Annotated in this window: 8 protein-coding genes; 6 read left to right on the top strand and 2 right to left on the bottom strand. The window is 39.7% G+C overall.

Translation table 11 applies throughout. The features are described from left to right. Positions 1–277: 277 nt before the first annotated feature. Positions 278–5752 (bottom strand): DUF3320 domain-containing protein, encoded by a 5475-nt coding sequence (locus tag A994_RS01295; protein ID WP_004029448.1) that lies wholly within the window; start codon positions 5750–5752, stop codon positions 278–280. A gap of 120 nt (positions 5753–5872) precedes the next feature. Next, the gene (locus tag A994_RS01290) at positions 5873–7621 is read right to left on the bottom strand and encodes a helicase C-terminal domain-containing protein (RefSeq protein ID WP_048204022.1); all 1749 of its coding nucleotides are present in this window, start codon (positions 7619–7621) and stop codon (positions 5873–5875) included. A gap of 474 nt (positions 7622–8095) precedes the next feature. Between A994_RS01290 and A994_RS01285 the strand changes: the two genes are divergently transcribed. The 6 genes from A994_RS01285 to A994_RS01260 all read left to right on the top strand — a co-directional run bounded on the left by A994_RS01285 (position 8096) and on the right by A994_RS01260 (position 20632). Further along, complete coding sequence (locus A994_RS01285; RefSeq protein ID WP_004029446.1) at positions 8096–16498, top strand: right-handed parallel beta-helix repeat-containing protein; 8403 nt, start codon at positions 8096–8098, stop codon at positions 16496–16498. A gap of 37 nt (positions 16499–16535) precedes the next feature. Continuing rightward, positions 16536–17399, top strand: coding sequence for a hypothetical protein (locus A994_RS01280; RefSeq protein ID WP_004029445.1), 864 nt, complete (start codon positions 16536–16538; stop codon positions 17397–17399). Between the two features lie 343 nt (positions 17400–17742). Beyond that, complete coding sequence (locus tag A994_RS01275) at positions 17743–18024, top strand: nucleotidyltransferase family protein (RefSeq protein WP_048203990.1); 282 nt, start codon at positions 17743–17745, stop codon at positions 18022–18024. Between the two features lie 192 nt (positions 18025–18216). Next, positions 18217–18933, top strand: a complete 717-nt coding sequence (cobI, locus tag A994_RS01270; protein WP_004029443.1) for a precorrin-2 C(20)-methyltransferase — start codon at positions 18217–18219, stop codon at positions 18931–18933. After that, positions 18933–19562, top strand: coding sequence for a DUF447 domain-containing protein (locus tag A994_RS01265; protein WP_004029442.1), 630 nt, complete (start codon positions 18933–18935; stop codon positions 19560–19562). The genes cobI and A994_RS01265 overlap by 1 nt, the downstream gene beginning before the upstream one ends. Before the next feature lie 80 nt (positions 19563–19642). Next, positions 19643–20632: an alpha/beta fold hydrolase gene (locus A994_RS01260; RefSeq protein ID WP_004029441.1), complete on the top strand. Its 990-nt coding sequence runs from the start codon at positions 19643–19645 to the stop codon at positions 20630–20632. Positions 20633–20689: the final 57 nt, after the last annotated feature.

Below are 20689 nucleotides of genomic sequence, written 5' to 3'. Positions count from 1 at the left end.
TTTTTTAAATCAAATTGAATATAATTAAATTGACATTATTAAATTTTAATTAATAAGATTAGCAACATGGCTTGGACTACATTAAGTGTAGTAGGTATTAGAATCCATTTGAAAGAACAGATTTTAAGAAATCAATCAGGATGTTGCATTAAACTATTTGATATTAGGAGACGGATAAGTTCTGATCTTAGGACTCATAAACAATCACCACAGTGAATTTTAAGGTGGGTGAAATGGGGCGTGGTGGTGGAAACTTAAATATTAACTGAAAAAGGTTTTATTTATCCTGGTCTCTGATGATATCCACCATTCCATCTGTCCGTTCCTCGATCTCACCCTTCTGAATAAGATCATCAATAACTCCTTTTATCCTACTTATTGCAGGGCCACGGGTTACTTTGGCTCCGAAGAGTCGGGAAACTTCCCTGACCAGTTCATCAGTCTGGGTGGCGTACTGTGATTTTAGGATGATCTTCACTGCAGCAGAGATTTCTTCAGGGCTTATAAGGTCCATCTTGGCTGGAGGGTTACCAGTTCTCCTGCGAACCACCACCGGTGCATCTTTGTAATATAAAAAGTCACCTTTCTGAATTATCTGGCCATCCATTAATCCCAGATTGATAGCTTCCTTCATAACTGCCTGCACCCGCCTTCCTGCTCGGCTAAGTCCCCAGTAGGTCCGTATACGTTTTACAACCTCGTCGTAGTGTATGGGGCCCTCTACTTCCACTACTTTCATGGCGGCCCTGGCAATATCTCCCACTGGCTGGCTGTGAATATCCCCAGAAACAGGCACGCCTGTGTCCTCACAAGTCACATAATCCGATAATTCATCTTTATCATCTTCTTTTACCTGGGAACCAGAAGAGGATTCTTTTTCAGATTCTAAAATCTCATCCAGTTCAGGGAAATCAGCAGAATTTTCATTAGAGTAATTCCTTTCTTCTGATTTTAACAGCATAGAACTGGATTCAGTTTCATTTAATGGCGAGTCCGTAAATGGAGAATCATCTATTTGTGTATTATCTAATTGGGTATCATCTAATTGGGAATCACCTAATCTGAGATCATCCAATGGGGAAGTATTTGATGGTGAATCATTTGACGAATCAATTTCACCCTTTCCATCATGAATTGAGGGTACTGTTTCATCTACAGGAGAAAGATCAATATCCATTTCACTGCTAGTTCCGTCTTCTGTAGAACTAATTACACTCTCTCCAGCTTCCAGATCTTCTACAGGGGAATCAATCTCCACCTCTTCTACTGGTGGAATAACTTCCTCGGCACGTTCCTCTTTTAAGAGTTCTTCTATTATTGCCAGGAGCCGTTTTTGCACATCAGCACGGTTCCGGTACCAATCTGTAGACCATAAACGATAGAAACGCCATCCCAGTCCTTTCAGGATCTGCTGGCGGAGCCGGTCCCTGTCCCGGGCCACCCTGCTGGTCTGGTACATCGGCCCGTCACAGGCAATCCCCAGTAGGTAACGTCCAGGGTATTCTGGGTCCACAACAGCCAGGTCAACCCTGAAACCAGCACATCCCACTCTGCGGTGAATTTCATATCCGTGTTCAGTTAAAAATTCAGAGACAGCCTCTTCAAAGGCGTCATCAGCATTGTTCTGAACTAGATCCTGATGGGCCAGTGTTTTATTCTCAGCGTATTCCAGGAATTCTTTAAGGGCACGAAGACCGAAGGGTGCACTTGAACTTAATTGAAGGTCACGACCCCTGAAATTGGAGAATATTAAACACTTCTCCCTGGCTCTTGTTAGAAGAACGTTCAAACGTCTTTCTCCGCCATCCTGGTTAACCGGTCCGAAGTTATGGCTTAAATTACCTTCAGAGTCAAATCCATAACCCACACTAACCATTATCACATCTCTTTCATCTCCCTGGATTGTTTCCAGGTTTTTCACGAAGAAATGCTCCCCATGATTTCCTTTAAAGTAACTCTCCATTTTAGGGTTGAGCTTTAACTGGAGTTCCAGTTCTTCCAGGATGGCCTGCTGCTGCCGTACATTGAATGTACCCACACCAAGGCTCTTGGTGTTACCGTACTTCTGGTAATGGTCGAACACTGCTTTGATAACTGCCTTGGCCTCTGCCCTGTTGGTGGCAGTTTTTCCCCGGTCATACACAGTTTCAGGGAGGTGTACTAGTTTCAATCCCAGTTCTTCAGAGTCCTTGCTGGGTGAAGGATAGATTAAAAGGTGGTTATCATAAAATTCCTGGTTACTCACCGCGATGAGGGATTCATGTCGGCTACGGTAGTGCCAGCGCAGCATCTTTGAGGGGAAACTGCGTTTGCAGAGGTGGAGAATGCTTTCCATATCAGCCAGCACAGCCAGATCATAATCATCACTTTCCACATCAATCAAAATATCGAAAAAGCTGGTTGGAGGTAACTGCCGGGTGTCTCCCATTATAACTGCGCATCTGGCCCTTAATAGTGCCCCTAGGGCATCTTCCGGTTTCACCTGACTGGCTTCATCGAAAATAACGTAATCAAAACGCAGGTTCTTCACACTGTAAGGGTCCAGGTACTGGGCTATGGAAAGGGGACTCATCATGAAACAGGGTTTTATGGTTTGTATTATTCCCCCACAGATGGATAACAATTTCCTAATAGGCATATGCCCCCTTTTACGGGAAAACTCGCTTTTAAGCACTCCCAGCTCTGAACGGGGTGAAGCAGTGCCTGAAAGTGAAGGCCGGTTCTGGTGTAATTCCTGGGCAATACGGAAACGGTTGAGATTTATGATCTTACGGTCCAGTTCCCTGAATTCATTGATCTTCTTCTCATGAACGTCGCCCACGAAACGGGAGAGTGATGGTTCCTCCAGGAACAGATTTCGCAGTAGGGAGTCTGCAAAGTTCCCCTCCAAGCAGGGTATGATATCGGTTGCTTCAATTTCATCTTTATCTATTAGTTCCACCAGGTTTTTTCCCACTGTTTCCAGGCATTCCCCTCTGGATGAGCTGAAACGGGACCAGTTCTGTAGACCAGAGAGTCCCACTTTTAATAGGGAAATCTGGGATGATAAGTAATCAAGGGGACTTTTGGTCAGTGAATCTCCTATTACTGAGTCCGGGTCAAAGTGCAGGTAACTATCCAGCTGGTTTATGTAATCCAGTATCTGGTCATAATCCTGGTGCATTTCCTGGGTGATCTGTTTAATTTCAAACTGCTGGGCTGAATCAAGTATTATGAGGATTTTCTCGGTGATCCTGCCTTCTTCCAGGGCTTGTCTGAATTTGAGTATCCATTCTGATATAGCCTTCAGGTTTTCAGCTTCACTTTCCTCCCTCTTCCAGTGAGAGCCAAACAGGGATCTGGCCAGTTCATCCTGTGCCCTGATCTTTAACTGCAGCTTCTGGCATTTTATGAGTTCTTCAAGATCCTGAAGTATTATCTCATCGTTTTCCGGGGTTTTACCAAGGTAAAGTTTACCAATCCGTTTTTTAGCCTTCTTAAAATCTCCACTAAGGAATTTCAGTAGTTTCGGTTTTTGTTCCTGGAAATTAATGAGTAAGGATGAAATATCCTCATCCAAAACCCCTTCTTTGAACCTTTTCAGGCCCTTGGTTTTGGCTTTGTATTCTTCCAGGCTTTTAATGAGATTGTAAACCTGTAATTTGTCATAATCCCATTTGGTGTTGAGGATGAGTTCCCTCTCCAGGGAGGGGAATGAGGAGATTATCTCCACAGCAGCTATAAGGTGTTCTGTATCTTCCAGTGTCACTGGTATCTTAACACCCGATATTTTGGAAAGGTTTTCTGCCTTTAAATTCAGTTCATGGAGTGTTTTAACGGTTTCATCCAGCAGGTTTTCGATTTCCTCTTCTTCAGCTGGTAGTATGGGGTCTGGATGAGTGTATTTCCATGGATTATAGGATACTGGTTTCACCAGTTTGTACAACTCTCCCAGTTCCTTGAACTTATTTATAGTTCGCTGCCATTCCCGTAAGGTGCAGGTTTTACTATTTTCCACCACGAAACGTGGCATTTTAGTACCTATTTTCTCGAAATGGTGCAATGATCTCTCCTTAACACCAAAAAGCTGGTAAGGAGTCCAGTTGATTTTAGCATAGGGAGAATGTAGCAGGGTGACGTATTCATTCAGGTCTGATTTGAGCTCTTCAATGGTGCTTAGATCATCATCCATTGAAAGTTCAACTGGTTTGGGATTCCTAAGGACACTTTCCAGTTTTTCCAGAACATCCTTCTTCTGCGATTTTTTACTGTGCAGTTCCAGACAGAATTCACCCAGTCCCACGCTATCCAGACGGCCTTTAACCACTTCAAGGGCGGCCATTTTCTCACTTACAAATAGGACAGTGTTACCACGTGCCAGGAGTTCGGCTATCAGGTTTACTATGGTCTGGGATTTACCAGTTCCCGGGGGACCCTCCACCACCAGGTCTCGGCCATGTTTCACATCTTCTATCACTGCGATCTGTGATGAATCTGCATCCATAACATGGTAAACATCTTCAGAGGATAGTTTCACATCCACCTGGTCTTCCTGGAATCCCTGACTCAGTTCTTCTTCTGCTGGGTCGAATATTGCCTTTATAAGGGGGTTTTCTTCCAGGGGCATGTCTTCGGGCCAGCTTTCAGGGTCCAGGTCCTTGTACATCACGAATTTGGTGAAACTGAAAAAACCGAGGTAGACCTTATCTTTAACTTCCCATCCTTTTTCATGGGCAATGGATTCTTTTACCTGGTCTAAATATTCATCAACACCTTCCTGGGTTCGGGGCATTTCAAAATCAGGTATTTCAACCCCGTAATCCAGTAGTTTGGCCTGGAGGGAGATGTTAGGGATTATGTCTTCACCAGTCCAGCGGAGCTTAAAAGAACCCTTCACTCGTCTACGTTCCAGTTCCACTGGTATCAGAATCAGGGGTGCTTCACGGTCTCCTGGTGTTCCGTTGCCTTCATGCCATTTCAAGAACCCCATGGCCAGGTAGAGAATATTGTAACCCTGTTCTTCCATCATTGACCTGGCACGTTGATTTATGTAGAACAATCGGCGCTGAAGTTCTGATGGTGTCAAATCTGTGGATAAAAAAATTTCTTTATTCTTTTCCAGGGTTTCCTGGTCCAGGGATGGTGCTTCCCATAATAATGATTCTTCGGGTGCAAGTGCCTCATTATCCATTTCAGTATCTGGAAACTCAGGGGACTTTACCTCAACTTCATTTGGTGTCCCACTATCATCTGCAACATTATCTGAGGTGGATAATTTGTCTTCAAAATCAGTCTCCTGGTTCTGGGGTTTATTAACTAACTGGGGTTCCTTAACCAGTTCATCAGCAGAAAAATCTCCATGATCTACTTTTTTAATTCGATTATCAGTAGTATTAAGCGATTTTCCAGTTGTAGTTTGACTTCCCCTAGTTAAGGGAGATGTTTGGTCTACATCAGAGTCATGATCTTCTTTATTTTCAAAATGAGTGTTATCATTGTAACCTGGACTTTTATCTTTATGGCCCTGATTCTTATTATAACCCGCACCGGTAGTGGTTTCGGAGTCTGCCCGGGGAATAAATTGTAAAAGTTTCCTTTTGCTTTTTTTAAGAACTAATCGGTCGTAAATCTCAGCCAGTTCTCCTTCTGTAACCTCCACGGTCATGCTGCGGGGACGGAAGTTTAAAAGCTGGTTACGCATGGTAAGGTCCAGCAAGCTCTGCCTTAGAACATCGATCTGTCTGTATATGTCCACCTTGGAAAGTTCGGACATTTCATTATACCTCTCATTACTTGGATTGGCCCTGAAACTAACAATGATTATTAATATACTGGGTAATGGTTTATTTAAACTCTATATTAAAACTATCTTACTTTTCTATGAACAGTGGGGTTATTCCCTCTGTATAGCATCCTTGAAGAAGCTGGGTACCAGTTCCCGGTAAAGTTTGTTCCGGAGTAACATGCGGAAGTTCCCATCTAAGATGTAGGTCTCACAGTAATCATCTTCAGCTCGCATTCCCCGACCATAGGCCTGGAGGAGTGTCATAATGGTTTTATATGCATACCATGAAGGGTCCTGCTGTTTGCGCTGGTTGATCTGGGGATCTCCCAGGTAGGGGAATGGTATCTTGTAGATAACCTGGAACTGGCACTTTTCATAGGGCAGATCCACCCCTTCACTCATGGAAGGACTCACCAGCACCCGGGGGTCATTACTGTGTTCAAACCGGTTCAAAACATGCTCCCTGTTTTTGGAGTTATGGCCCATTAAACGGGGATTTTTCATGTGTTTGATGATATACTCCTGGCACTTGTAGTTATGGGTGTGTATCAATCCTCTTTCATATTTATGGTGTTCAATGATCTTCTCCAGTACCGGGATGGTCTTGGGGGCGGTACGTTTAATCAGGCGATGGGACATGTTACCCACCAGTTTCAGGTGAACTGGACGGGATGATGGTGGGAAAATACTCTTAATTTCCAGGTGATAGGTTTCTTCAGGGTCAATACCCAACCACTGGCAGAACAGATCCTGATCCAGAATAGTGGCACTCATAAACAGCCTTATATCTGCGTGGTTAAGCAGCCGGTCGTTGGCGTAGGTGTTAACCCGGAGTGGTTTGAAGGAAACTCCTCCTGGGCTGGTGTCCACCACCCAGTTATCTGGATTATCCTCCAGATTCCGTGAGAGTTCACTCAGGTTCATCTTCATCCGGTTAACCCTGTCGGCCTGGTTTTTAGGGATCTGTTTCAGGTTGATGTCCTGGTAGTCCTCGTAGAGTGATTCCACAAAGAGTATCCATTCCTGGGGCTCATTGTGCTGCAGCATACTTTGAGGTATGGTCTTTTTGATTTCACGCTGCAGCCGGCGGTTGTAGAGGTTAACCTCCAGGCGTTGCATGAGCTTGTTCTCCAGGTTATGGGCCTCATCCAGGACCATCAGATCCCTTTTCCCGAAGTGTTTCACGTAGTTAAGTTCCAGGAGTGCATAATCATAATTCATCAGGGTTATAGAGCTTTCTGCTGCATGGGCTTTTTGATCCCAGTAGCGGCACCGGTTGTTGGAACGGAAATACATGGGACTTCCGAAGGCATCCTGAAAAGCGTGCACTTCTCCACCAAAGGGAGACTTACTGATACCATAATCACAGGCGAATTTCTGGGTGCTGGGAATGGTCTGGCAGGTTCCCTGGTCACAGCTAAACTCCAGGTTCTCATTCTGGCACAGGAAGTTCCCACGGCCCTTCACCATGGGGTAACCAAACTCTGCTGCGTACTGGGACTGGAGCTGCTTGGTCATGGTGAGTATGTAAGCCGGATGGTAAAGCCGGGCCAGGGTGGTGGCCACCACTGACTTACCGGTTCCTGTACCGGCTTCCAGGATTATGTTAGAGTAGCCCTCATCTATGGCATCCCTGATTTCAGATATTATCTCCAGCTGCCCTTCCCTTGGTGATGCGAAGGGGAACTTCTCAATTATGTCCTCGTCAATGTGGGGATAAGCCTTTTTAATGGCGTTGATTCTTGATGATGATATTTTGGGAGTTTTAGCCTGGATGGTGTTTTCAACACTTCCAGAGTTACATATGCAGCGGTCTTTTATCATTCCGCACTTTTCACAGAAAAAGCCGTTATCCATGACCAATTATATTTTGGGTAGTGGTATAAATAGGTAAAGTTTCCCAGCGTATGAGTAGTATTCTTTTAAAACCAGTTTCTATTATAAACTTTTAAAGGGTTTATTATTAATTAATCTGGTAAACTCTTTTTAAATACTTTTTTATTAATTGAATGGGGTTAATGGCCTTTAGAGGAGTTTTTTATAACTCTGATTTAATAATACATTTATAACTATTTTTAATATAATTTATAAATTGTTTAAAGAGATATTTGGGGTTTTTAGTTAATTTTAGGGAGATTAGTGGGTTCGGGGGTATAAACATACAATGTTTTTGTTTGCATTGGTGATTTATTGTAGTATTTATGTCACTGTTTGGTTATTTTATTCAATTATTACTTTTTTTAAAGTATTTGCCCATTTAGTAATAATATAATTAATATAGAAAGTATTAAATATTAGTTGATATTACTGGGTTTAGGGAGGGGATTTGTTATGAAAAAGGTAATAACTTTAATTATGCTGATCAGTGTTGTTTTTCTTTTAGGAATTGGTTGTGTTTCTGCAACTTCTAATTTTACCTCGAGTGATATTGCTTCAGCTTCGGTTGATGTTAAAAATCAGATTGAAACTAATAATGCGTTACCAAGTAGTGTGGTTGTTAATGGGCAAACTGTGAACACTGCACAGTATCTTCATCTGGCGGTTCAGGCCACTGATCACATTAACAGCAATAACAGTTCTCCAATTTATTTAGAAAGTGACACTGCGCCCAGTTATCAGGAAGAAGAACTGAATACTGGTAGTATGAGTAAGGCAGATTATGTTGATTTTGCGCAGCGTATTGATGGTTATATGGATGGTAATCATCAGGCCCCTCCTTATGGTTATGCCGGTCCTGGAAAAATTAGTTATTCGTCTCAGGTTTATCTTTTTAGTCGTGTTTTAACGATTTATAATTGTTCTGGTACTTTACCAACTCAGATAACTATGAAATCCTGGTCTACAAGCAATATTCCAATAACTGAGTCACAGTCTTTCAATTTTACTCCCACTCAGATAGTTTCTGCAGCTAATGTTTTAAATGCAAAAATTGAATCTACTAAAAATGTACCAAGCACGGTAACTGTTGCAGGAGTTAATATCAACACTGCACAGTTTTTACATCTGGCGGTTCAGGCCACAAATCAGATAAAAAATAACAATAATACTCGAATAGTTTTGTCAAGTGATAGTATACCCGGGTCACAAGAGGAACAGTTGAATAGTGGCAGTATGAGTAAAGCGGATTATATTGATTTTGCTCTCCGTGTTGATGATTATATGGATAACAATCATCAAGCACCACCCTATGGTTATCTTGGATTAGGTCAAATTGGATATTCGTCTGAAGTTTATTTATTTAGTCGAATTTTGAGTGTTTATCATACTTATGGATATCTGCCTGCGTATATTAGAGTTAAGCCCTGGAGTGCAGCAAATATTCCTATTGTCTTTAATTCAACCACTTTTACTCCTGCACAGATTGTAGCAGCTTCAGTTCAACTAAAAAACAGCATAGAGTATAATAAAACCATGCCCAATACTGTTACAATTGGTTCAGTGACAGTTAATATGGCACAATATTTGCAATTAGCAGTTTTGGCAACGAATCAGATTAACAACAATGATACCACTCCAATACCGCTCCTCGATGATACTGCACCTTCTTCTCAGCAAGAATCTCTGGTTTCAAGTATTTTAACTAAATCTGGTTATATTGATTTTGCGCAGCGTATTAACACATATATTATTAGCAATAATAATCAGGCACCATCCTATGGGCTTATTGGATCCGGAACAATGAGTTACAATAATATGATCTATACTTTCAGTAAAATCTTGGATACCTATAATTCTTTTCACATACTCCCTGAAAGTGTTGATGTGCAACCATGGACTTATGTTTTAAATCCAGTGTATAATAATAGGACAAATGAAAGATTTAACACTATTCAAGCAGCAATTAATGCTATAAATACCCTAAACGGTGACACACTACTCGTAGGAGGAGGATCCTATACTGAAAATGTGGTTGTAGATAAACAAATTAATTTAATCTCAGCTTATGGAAAAGAAGTTACAGTTCAACCTATGGATTCCTCATTGCCAGTTTTCATGATTTTTTATAGTAACTCAACAATTCAAGGATTTACCATAAAAGGATCTACTAGTTACGGAATCTTATTATCTGAAGCCAATGATTGTAATGTAACTGGAAATTCCATAACAAATAGTTACGATGGTATTTGCGTCTATAACTCAAATAATACAAGGATAACTGGAAACAATGTGACGAACAGTACGTTTAATGGAATTTATCTTGAAAATTCAAGTAACAATTTAATATTTCAAAACAATGTTACAAACAATGGGTACAATGGAATTTATATGTGCCATTCTAATAACAACACTATATCGGAGAATAATGCAATACACAACAATTTTAAGGGATACTACATTGATAATTCAAATTACCTGAGCATAATTAGAAATAATCTACAAAACAATAAGATAGGTATTTACATTAATAATGCAACCAGCATCATACTATCTGAAAATAATATAATAAATAATGGTATTTGTGAAACTACCGGTGGGGGAATTATTATCTTTGATTCAAACACCATCATCATATCTAACAATAATGCCACAAACAACACAGGATATAGTATTCTTATCCTCAATTCAAATAACAACACAATATCAGGGAATAATGTAACAATCAATACATCAGGTATTGGTCTTCAAAATACAAATAATAATACTCTCTTTATGAATAATGTGGCAGAAAATACTCTAGATGGAATTGTCCTTCTTTATTCAAGTAATAACAAAATCTCTGAAAATACAATAAAAAACAATCTTGACACCGGAATTTATCTTGGTAATTCAGATAACACCGAAATTACTGAAAATACAATAACAAACAATCATAAAGGTATTACTCTTTATTTTTCACCAGCCACAGTTAATTTCAACAGAATAGCCGAAAACGACCTAGTCGGACTTTTTAATCAGTATAGTAATTTTGTAAACGCAACTAACAACTGGTGGGGAACTAACACTCCCACTGCATCATCCAGCAATTCCAGTGACATTTACATTTTAGGTGGAAATATTGTTTACAGCCCTTGGATCGTGTTTGATATTAATTCAATTAGAGTTTCAGATGGTATATCCAATATAACGGCAGATTTAACCTACAATAACGAAGGAACTGATACATTATCTCTAGGGCATGTTCCCGATGAAATTATTATAAACTTTACCACTGATTTTGGAATTATTCAGCAAACTGGACTCACAGTTAATGGAAAAGCAATATCTCAACTTAGTTATAATGTACCACATAACACAGTCAACGTTACAGCTACTTTAGATAACCAGGCAATCTCAAAAACAGTTAATCTATTCAAAGTATATAATACTGTAACTCAAGAAGGATTTACAACCATACAAGCCGCTATTAATGATTCTTCAACATCTAATGGTGACATTATCGAAGTTGCAAATGGAATATATAATGAAAACATACTCCTCAATAAAAGTTTAACTCTTAACGCTGCAAATGGTAGCAGTCCCATAATCAACGGGTCAATTACAATTAATTCAGGTGGAAGTAACTCCCTTATCCAGGGATTTACAGTAAAAGGAATCTATATCAACAGTTCCAATAACAACACCATTTCAGATAACATCATATCCAACCAAACCGGAGTTTCTATCTACAATTCTAATTATAATAAGATTTTAAACAACACCATATCACAAAACACTGGAAACGGCATATCAGTCCAATTGGGATACAATAATATTATTTCAGGTAATAAAATAACATATAACACTGATGGAATCAGTATAAATCGCTCTTACAATAATACAGTTTATAGTAACACTATATCTAACAACACGGGTTGTGGAATTAATATATTTGATTATTCTGGATATGTTAACTACATCAATTTTAATAAAATTGTTAGTAACGGGTTATACGGACTTTATATCGAAGAAGGGTTAATAAATGCAACCCACAACTGGTGGGGCACCAACAATCTAACTGAATCTTTAAGTGGGCCCAGTGATGTTGCGATAGAATATGGAACAGTATATTATGACCCGTATCTTGTTTTAAATGTAACAGCCAATCCCATGGCAACAGACAATAATTCCACTATAACCGCAGATTTCACTCATGATAACAATGGAAATGATACATGTCCACAGGGACATATCCCCGATGGTATTCCGGTAAATTTCACCACCAATTTAGGCACAATTACCAGTCCAGCATACACAAAGAATGGAAAAGCCATTTTAACATTCAAAACAGGAACAACAACTTCAGGAATAGCCAATATCACCACTACCGTTGATAGGCAAAGTATCCAATTGAATATCACTGTTGACACAATTGCACCAACCTTAAATGCAACTCTGGATAGTGGACTCTACACTACCACCCAATACGTGAATTTAACAGCAGGCGACAACCTAGACCTGCACCCAATTATTTATTACACCACTAATGGCAGCACCCCAACCGTTTCCAGCACAATATACGCAGCTCCAATCGCCATTACCACAACCACTACTTTAAAATTCATGGCAGTGGACTTTACAGGCAATCAATCTCCAGTGGGCACTTTATATTACATATTCGCATCGGTAGGAAATCTTAACACGGGTATAGGTTATTCCAGTATACAAAACGCCATTAATGACAATTTAACACTTGATGGTCATGTTATTATAGTTGGAAATGGAACCTACACCGAGAACATCTTGGTGAATAAAAATTTAACTCTAATACCTTATGATGGCAACGTGACCATCCAAGCTGCCAATCTCAACAACCCGGTTATCACTATCAATTCCGGTGGAAGTGAGTCTGTAATTTCAGGATTTATCTTAACCGGAGCTACAGGCACGTCTTCCTCTGGTATATATCTTAATCAGGCCAGTAACTGTACCATTGCCGGTAACACTTTAACCAATAATTACTATGGATTGCTTCTTATCAGTTCCCATGATAATATGATATGGGATAATATCTTGACGGGCAATTTAATGGATGCAATTCGACTTAACAGTTCCAATAACAATACCATCTATTCTAACACCATCCAGAATAATAATGGAACTGGAATTTACCTTGCTAACTCATTATACACTTTGATAATGGCAAACACCTTCCAAAACAATTTAATGAATGGGATTGAACTCACAAGTTCCAATAACAGCACAGTTTATGAAAACACCATCACAGGTAATCACCAAAGTGGAATTAAAGCCACATCCTCCTCGGCAGATATCAATTTCAACATAATCGTCGGAAACACTGCCTATGGACTGTACAATCTGGGTAATGGAACTGTTAATGCCACCAATAACTGGTGGGGAACTAATAATCTCACAGTGTCTTCGACCAGTCCCAGTAACATTTACATTGCGGGAGGAGCTGTGACCTATGATCCATGGCTTGTGATTGGTTTAACTGGTTCTACCATTACTGTAACACACAACGGTACTTCTGATTCGGAGATAACTGCAGATTTAACCCAGAATAACCAGGGGGATGATACTTCTGGTTCAGGAACAATACCTGATGGTTTGCCAGTTAATTTTACCACCACACTGGGAACCATTAACAGTACTGCCACTGTTCGTAGCGGTAAGGCAAAGGTAACACTTACTTCCAGCCCGGCAGATGGTGCAACCACAGTTAATGCTACTCTGGGTAGTTTCACTGTTTCCAAATTGTTCCATAAATCGTTCAGTAACATTCAGGATGCTGTTAGTGATTCTTTGACTGTGGATGGTGATGTTATCCTAGTTACCAATGGAACCTACCTTGAGAATGTGGTGATAAGTAAAAATTTAACCATAGTTTCAGAGGGTAATGTAACAGTACAATCATCCAATCCTTCATCACCAGTTTTCACAGTAAATAACTGTATTAACGTGATGATTTATGGATTTAACATGACTGGTGCCACTCAATCATCAGCCATCTACTTAAACAACGCCAATAATTGTTATATTATTGATAACACCATTACAAATGTTGGATTAAACAGTACTGGTGAATTTGGGTATGGAATTTTCATGAATTCCACTACTAACTGTACAGTTTCAGGGAATGTTTTGCAGAATAATTTGGGTGGAATTGATCTTGAGTACTCAAATAACACTCTTTTATCGGGAAATAATGTAACAGGCAGTACGTGTCATGGGATTTATCTTCTCTCCTCAGATAATACCACAGTATCTGAGAATAATCTGACAAATAATGATTTATGTGGCATCTCTATTGAATATTCCAACAGTTTTGTAATTACAGGTAATGATTTTGAGGATAACACCTGTCCGGGTGTTTATTTGTATTATTCTTCTGGAGAGTTTCATTTCAACAGGATACTTGGAAACGGACAATATGGAATTTATAGTAGAGGTGGCACTGTGAATGCTACCAATAACTGGTGGGGTACCAATTACCCGAATACCTATGGGTCCTTGTATCGTGATATTTACGTGTCCAGTGGAACCCTATACTACGATCCCTGGTTGGTTCTCACCGTCACACCCACCTCCTACAAGGTTTCTGAAGGTAAAGTTTATGAAGCAACCATTACCGCAGATTTAAACCATAACAGTGATGGTGAAGAGGTTTCAACTGTGGTTTACACACCGGATGGGATACCGGTTACTTTCACCTCAGATAACAACAGTACCATCACCAACACCAGCTACACAGAGGACGGGAAGGCTTCAGTCACTCTGATATTGGATTCTAGCCTTCAATCTGGTTTGACTAATGTTAATGCTACTTTAGATGTGGGTCATGCTTCTACTTCTGTGGATAGGATTGCTAAAGTAACTATTACCATTGTCAGTTCAGCTATTGACTTGTCCACCAACCAAACACTATACTTAACCTATGAAGTACCGTTAAATGAATCGGTTAGTTGGGTGAGTGTACTTTATAAATCTACCAGCAACGACTTTGGAACATTTCAGAATGAGGTGGATCTGATTGTAAATGGAGAAGTAGTTCAAAATACAACTGTTACCAATTTGAATTACTTTAACAATAAGGATGTGGTTTCTGAAAAGGTTTGGTATAATGTTAATTTCTTGAACTGGTTATTCTCAGAATCTGAAGAATCTGAAATGGCTTTAGATAGTATTGTTTATAGAAATCCTGTTTTGCAGAATTTGACTGGAAAGGCATTGGAAGCGGGGTTATTAACTATAATTCAACAGAATAATGGCTTTACGGATAGTGAAATGCAACTGATCCAGTATCGTAAGTACTTTACAGATTATTTAATAACTTATATTAATTATCCGGGGGATGCTGTTAAGAAGTTTTCATTTGAGGACCCGGATAGTGGTGAGGTTGTGGGAATTAATTTACCTGGTAATCCTATTTTCAGGGAGAGTACTATGATCTATGCCAACGGTGGATACTTCCATGTAGATGATCGCAATGATCCCACTTCTAGAGTTTATAAAAATGAGGGTTATGAGGGTGTGAGGAGTTTTGCTATTGTCACCACTAAAGTTACAGATGAGATGTTACAGTACTGGCTGGACGAGAAAGACAGAACAAATGCAAACGGAACTCTTCTTTACCCTGAAGGACCCATGAAAGCAGCTTATGGAACCTTCTTGGAATCTTTACTGGTGATTAAGTGTCATGATATAGTGGCTGATGCTGCAGCAAACAAATACAATGTCACCTGGAGTCGTACTACTCCGATTGTGGTTTCTGTTTGTGATGATGCTTATGAAACTTATATAACCGGGGAGATGGACCACAGGATGGGAATGGATGTTGTTGGTGATGCAGAAAATGTGAAGGCGTTCCGTTACGCTTGTTCATCATCCTTTTCAGCAATAGAATACTGGGTTGGAAGTGCCTTATTCCCATCAGACAACCCCGCCAGTAACCTTTTAGGTAGTGTAACACTGGGTCTGGGTTATAAGATGTTTAATGGTGAACCATTGGAAATATTTGAAAGCAACGGTTACACCATCATAAGGGCAGTTGGTGATAATCAGAGAATATTGATAATTGATCCTGCAACAGGCTTGGTAAGGGATGCTGGAAGTATAGACTTAAATGACACTATCAGCGGGACCAGATGTTATGGCGACCAACAAACAGAATGGGCCAATGACTATGGTAACGCAATACTTGATAATGAACCAGCTATAAAAAGGGCTGCAGAAACTGGTGAAGATTTAGTCACAGACTGGGGTCAAGACGATATGGGGGACACAGTGCTTGGACTTGCAAGTAGTGTAGCAATATCTGTGGGAGTGGCAATGCTTGTTTGTAGTGGCCCTCCAGGTTGGTTAGCTCTGGCTGTTATTGGATTGGGTGTGGCCGGTTCTTATTTTGCTAGTGATTTGGATGAGGGATGGACTACATCTAGATGGATTAATTTTGGTTTGAATGTAGGGCCTTCTTTGATACCGTTCATTGGAGCTGAAGGTGGTGTTGCAGGTAGGCTTGGTATTAGTTATGTCACGAAAACGGGGGCTAAAAAGATGGTTACAACAATTTCAGGAAATTCTGAGAGTTATGTGATTACAAATATGCCCAAATGGGGTGGTGGCACTTTCACTGGAGGTTATATGAGTACTGTAGAATATGTTAAATATGGAACTACAAAAAGAGTAATAAGAACAGCGTTCGGAGACACAGAACAAGAGGCTGCAAAGAATGCTTTAAAATACACTGTACTGCCTAGCCGTGTTGCAGTGATCGTGAACAACTACAGCCCTGAAATGGACTATTACGGTTCTGTAACATATGATAACATCTCGGATTATTTTGCAACCGTTTAAATTTTTAATTTCATTTTATAGTTATTGGAGAGATTTGATGGTAGTTAAAAATTATTTTTCCATATTTTTTACAAATGAGCCTTGGAAGTTAGATGAAAAAGAAAGAAAAATTCATATTTTAATTAATGCACTTTTAGGTGTACCTATTTTATATTTACTTTCTTATATTTTTGCTAATCTCATGAAGTTACAATATTTACCTTTCTTTTTTGCTCTTTGCTTTTTTTTGATCGCATGGATTTTTTATGTATATTATTGGGATAGGTTGGATAGTAAATATGGATTAAAACCTTTTCAATCACCATTTCCATATTCTTATCAGGGTTATGTAATTCTGTTTACTCTTTCGGCGCCTGCGTTTTTCTTTTTAATGTTATCATTAGGCTTAACATCTGGTAATATTTGGTTTGGGTTAGGTGGTGCTGTTGCACTAGTTTACCCGATTTTAGGAATGTTTCTGAGAATTAAAACGTTTAATGATGATAGTATAATAATTTCCAAAGGGAAAGCAGTTTTACCTGATAAAGTGGTTTTACCGGATGGTAAAGAGCTTTATTCTGGAGGAGAAAATGAGGTTACTGAAACTGTTAGGGGCTTTGGTTTTATGCCTATTTCTTATTGGATTCTTGCATCGGCTGTAGGTTTATACACGGTTGGTCGTGGGTTTTCAGGAATACAATTACACTTTACCAATGGAACGCCATCTTTAGAGGTTGTAGTTTTCACTATTTTTCTGGGTTTAATACTGCAAACCCTGTATTTGTTTCCGGATAAGCTTAATAAGATTATTCCTATTGATTTAAGAACCAATAAAGGGTTTTTAGTCATGATTGTGCTGTCTTTTGTATTGTTTGGTGTTTCGCAGTTTTTGATTGGTTTTGTGACGGCTTTTTATTCCTAAAACCAAATTTAATAACTAAATTGGGATAAATGAATATGATTGCAAACCGCTAGTACTTCTCAGATACTATAACTACTTACTTCAAGTATTAGGTGATTTTGTGAAGATCAAGTTGAAGACCCAAATACTCATATTTCCAATACCTTGAAACTAAAATAATCATCTCATCCTATTTACATTACTCCAACAGAGATGATAATAGGGGATTAAAAATGTTAGAAAAATTATAAAAGATAGTTCTCACCCATACATCGCACTTCTGGAGATGAATGATAAATTTAATATCAATCCTACACAATAAAAATACTCTAATAGAATTTTCGATGTATAACTGGTGTTTATCATGATGTTTCTGGATTTTCTCAAAAAAAACGAGAATGAAATAAAAGAAAGATGCAGTGTTGCTAAAATAGGAGTTTTTGGTTCCTACGTCAGAGGGGAAGAAACAACTTCCAGTGACATTGATATTCTGGTGGAGTTTGATAAACCCACACTCCATAATTTCATGGGACTGGTCTTCTATCTAGAAGAACTTTTTGACAAGGAAGTTCATTTGGTTACTAATAATGCATTAAGCCCTTATATGCGTCCTACTGTGGAAAATGAGGTGGTCTGGTGTGAATAAGGATCTTGCTCTTCTGGGACATATTTAAATGTTTATTCTTACTTCAAAATTATTTCATATTCCTTCAAAATTTTTAAATAATTCTAACCTTCATCTTTTTTTAAAAGTCAAAAGAATCTAGATAAATACCATTATCATGATATAAAATAGAAGACTAGTTATTCTAAAGTTACTTTAATTCGGTGTTTTATCATGAATATAAATAAAGGCAAACTCATTGGTATTGGAGTGGGTCCCGGGGACCCGGAACTCCTCACAGTAAAGGCAGTAAAGACTCTGGAAAGCGTTCCAATAATTTGCTCACCTAAATCATCCCGGGATAAACCTAGTGTGGCACTTTCCATAGTTCAGGGAATTCTAGATGGTCGTGGTGATGAATACGAAACAATTGAACCATTATTCCCTATGATTGAGGATAAAAAAGCCCTTAAAAGCTACTGGAATGGTGCTGCACAGTTGATTACTCAGAAATTAGATGAAGGACTGGATGTTTCATTCATCACCCTGGGAGACCCTTCAATCTACAGCACATTCTCCTATGTTGCCCAGATAATTGGAAACCAGGGCTATTCTGTGGAGATGATACCGGGAATAACCTCATTTACAGGTTGTGCTGCCAGTGCAGGTATTACACTGGGTGAAAAGGATGAAATAATCCTGGTGGTACCCAAGGTTGATGAACGGCTGGAAGAGCTATTAAAACACGCCGATACTGCAGTGGTTATGAAAACATCACGCCACTCCCTGATGCTGGAAGACCTTGTTCGTAATGATCCAAGGGATAAAACAGTCGTCTCGGTCCAAAACTGTGGAATGGACGATGAAGAAGTATTTGAAGGTTTTGCAAAGAAGGGAAAGTACCTCTCCACAACCATAGTTAAATTCAATGACAATGGGGGCGATGAATAATGCTAGACTTATACGCACTGAACATGGAAAGAGGCCTCCACTACGAGGGCATTGTAACCACCCGCAACGCAGACGGAACACCAAACGCTGCCCCCATGGGAATAATCTGCAAAGGCCCGGACCAAGTAGTACTCCGGCTCCATGAAGGGTCACATACCATTACCAATGTAAAACGGGACAAAAAGTTCTATGTTAATTTATCAAGGGATCCGCTCCTTTTTACCTATTCACTTATAGGCGGCACTTCAGACCTGGAATTTGCAGAAGAAGACCATGGATTTTCCCTGAAAAATGCAGATGCATCATTCTTTGGTGAAGTACACCATGAAAAGGAAATAGTAAAGGAAAATGATGCCATGGGTGAAAATATCACTGTCATGTTCCACTCCCAGGTTAGGGACATAAAACAGGAGAAGAAAGAATCCGAACCATTGAGCCGGGCTATATGTGGGGTTCTTGAAGCTCTGGTGAATCTGAGCAGGGTTAAACGGGTTCCTCACGAGAAAAAGATGGAATATGCAGAAAGGTTGAAAGAAATATCCCGGGTAGTGAACCATGTGGGTGGGCCACGCCATAAACAGGCAATGGAACTCATAGAAAAAGAATTTGAAATCAGAATCAAAGGATAACTCACATATTTATTGAATGAGGGCATTTTTTTTAATGAATAAGTTCACACAGTTAATGGATAAACGTATAAGGTGAAATATTGCTCAAACCACAGTATCATATTTTAAAAGATTTCCAGTTGGAATCAGGAGAAATACTCCCGGAAATAAAGCTGGAATACGCCACACAGGGAAATAAAAAACTGGATAACGAGGGGAACATAACCAATGCCTTCATCTATCTCCATGGCTGGAGTGGGGATTACACATCTGTAGAGAATCTTAAGAGTGTAATTGGCCCGGGAAAGGCCATTGACACCAACCACTTCTACGTGATAAGCCCCACTGCACTGGGAGCACCAGGATCATCTGCCCCATCCACATCTGGCCTGAAAACAGATTTCCCTCACTATACCCTGAAGGACATGGTAAGGGCCCATTACGAGCTCATAACCACAAAATTGGGAATAAAACATTTGAACGGGATTATGGGCACATCCATGGGTGGTTTCCAGGCTCTTCACTGGGCAATTGAGTATCCTGATTTCATTGATTTTTTGATACTCAATGGAACCAGCCACCGGATTTCAAACCGGATGTACGGAATGTACCACCTTATGAATCAGATGATCACCGAAGACTATGGTTATATGAATGGCAATTACACCGATAACCCCCTCCGTGTCATGGAAAAATCATCTGCCCTCAGTTTCCTCTGGAGCCTCTCCCCTGAAAATTATGAGACCTGTTTCCAATCCCGGAGTGAATTTTTAGATGGAATGGGGGACCGGGAGAAAGATGCCCATGAATGGGATGCCAATGATGTTATCTGGAGAAATAAGGCTCTTTTAGAACACGATCTGGGGGATGAAATATCTAAAATCAGAATCCCGTCACTGGTGGTGGCCATAAATCAGGATCAGATCGTTGATTTCAATTTTTGTGTCCGACCTATGCATGAAGGACTGAAAAATTCACAACTTTTCAACTATGATTCCATATGGGGACATTACGGTTGTGTTAGGGATGTTCAAAAAGCAGAAGGTGCCATTAAAAACTTCGTGAAAACGATTTATGAGAAGGAATGTTAAAGAGGATTTCCTATTTTTTTGGGAAACATTTTCCAAAAGGAAATTTAGAATAGGAAA

This window comes from Methanobacterium formicicum DSM 3637, assembly GCF_000302455.1.
Classification (GTDB): Archaea; Methanobacteriota; Methanobacteria; order Methanobacteriales; family Methanobacteriaceae; genus Methanobacterium; species Methanobacterium formicicum_A.
This window is presented reverse-complemented; position numbering and strand designations above follow the sequence as displayed.

Coding starts and splice junctions, on each gene's coding strand:
- A994_RS01285 (WP_004029446.1), top strand. CDS start 8,096: ATGAAAAAGGTAATAACTTTAATTATGCTGATCAGTGTTGTTTTTCTT.
- A994_RS01280 (WP_004029445.1), top strand. CDS start 16,536: ATGGTAGTTAAAAATTATTTTTCCATATTTTTTACAAATGAGCCTTGG.
- A994_RS01290 (WP_048204022.1), bottom strand. CDS start 7,621: ATGGATAACGGCTTTTTCTGTGAAAAGTGCGGAATGATAAAAGACCGC.
- A994_RS01275 (WP_048203990.1), top strand. CDS start 17,743: ATGATGTTTCTGGATTTTCTCAAAAAAAACGAGAATGAAATAAAAGAA.
- A994_RS01295 (WP_004029448.1), bottom strand. CDS start 5,752: ATGTCCGAACTTTCCAAGGTGGACATATACAGACAGATCGATGTTCTA.
- cobI (WP_004029443.1), top strand. CDS start 18,217: ATGAATATAAATAAAGGCAAACTCATTGGTATTGGAGTGGGTCCCGGG.
- A994_RS01265 (WP_004029442.1), top strand. CDS start 18,933: ATGCTAGACTTATACGCACTGAACATGGAAAGAGGCCTCCACTACGAG.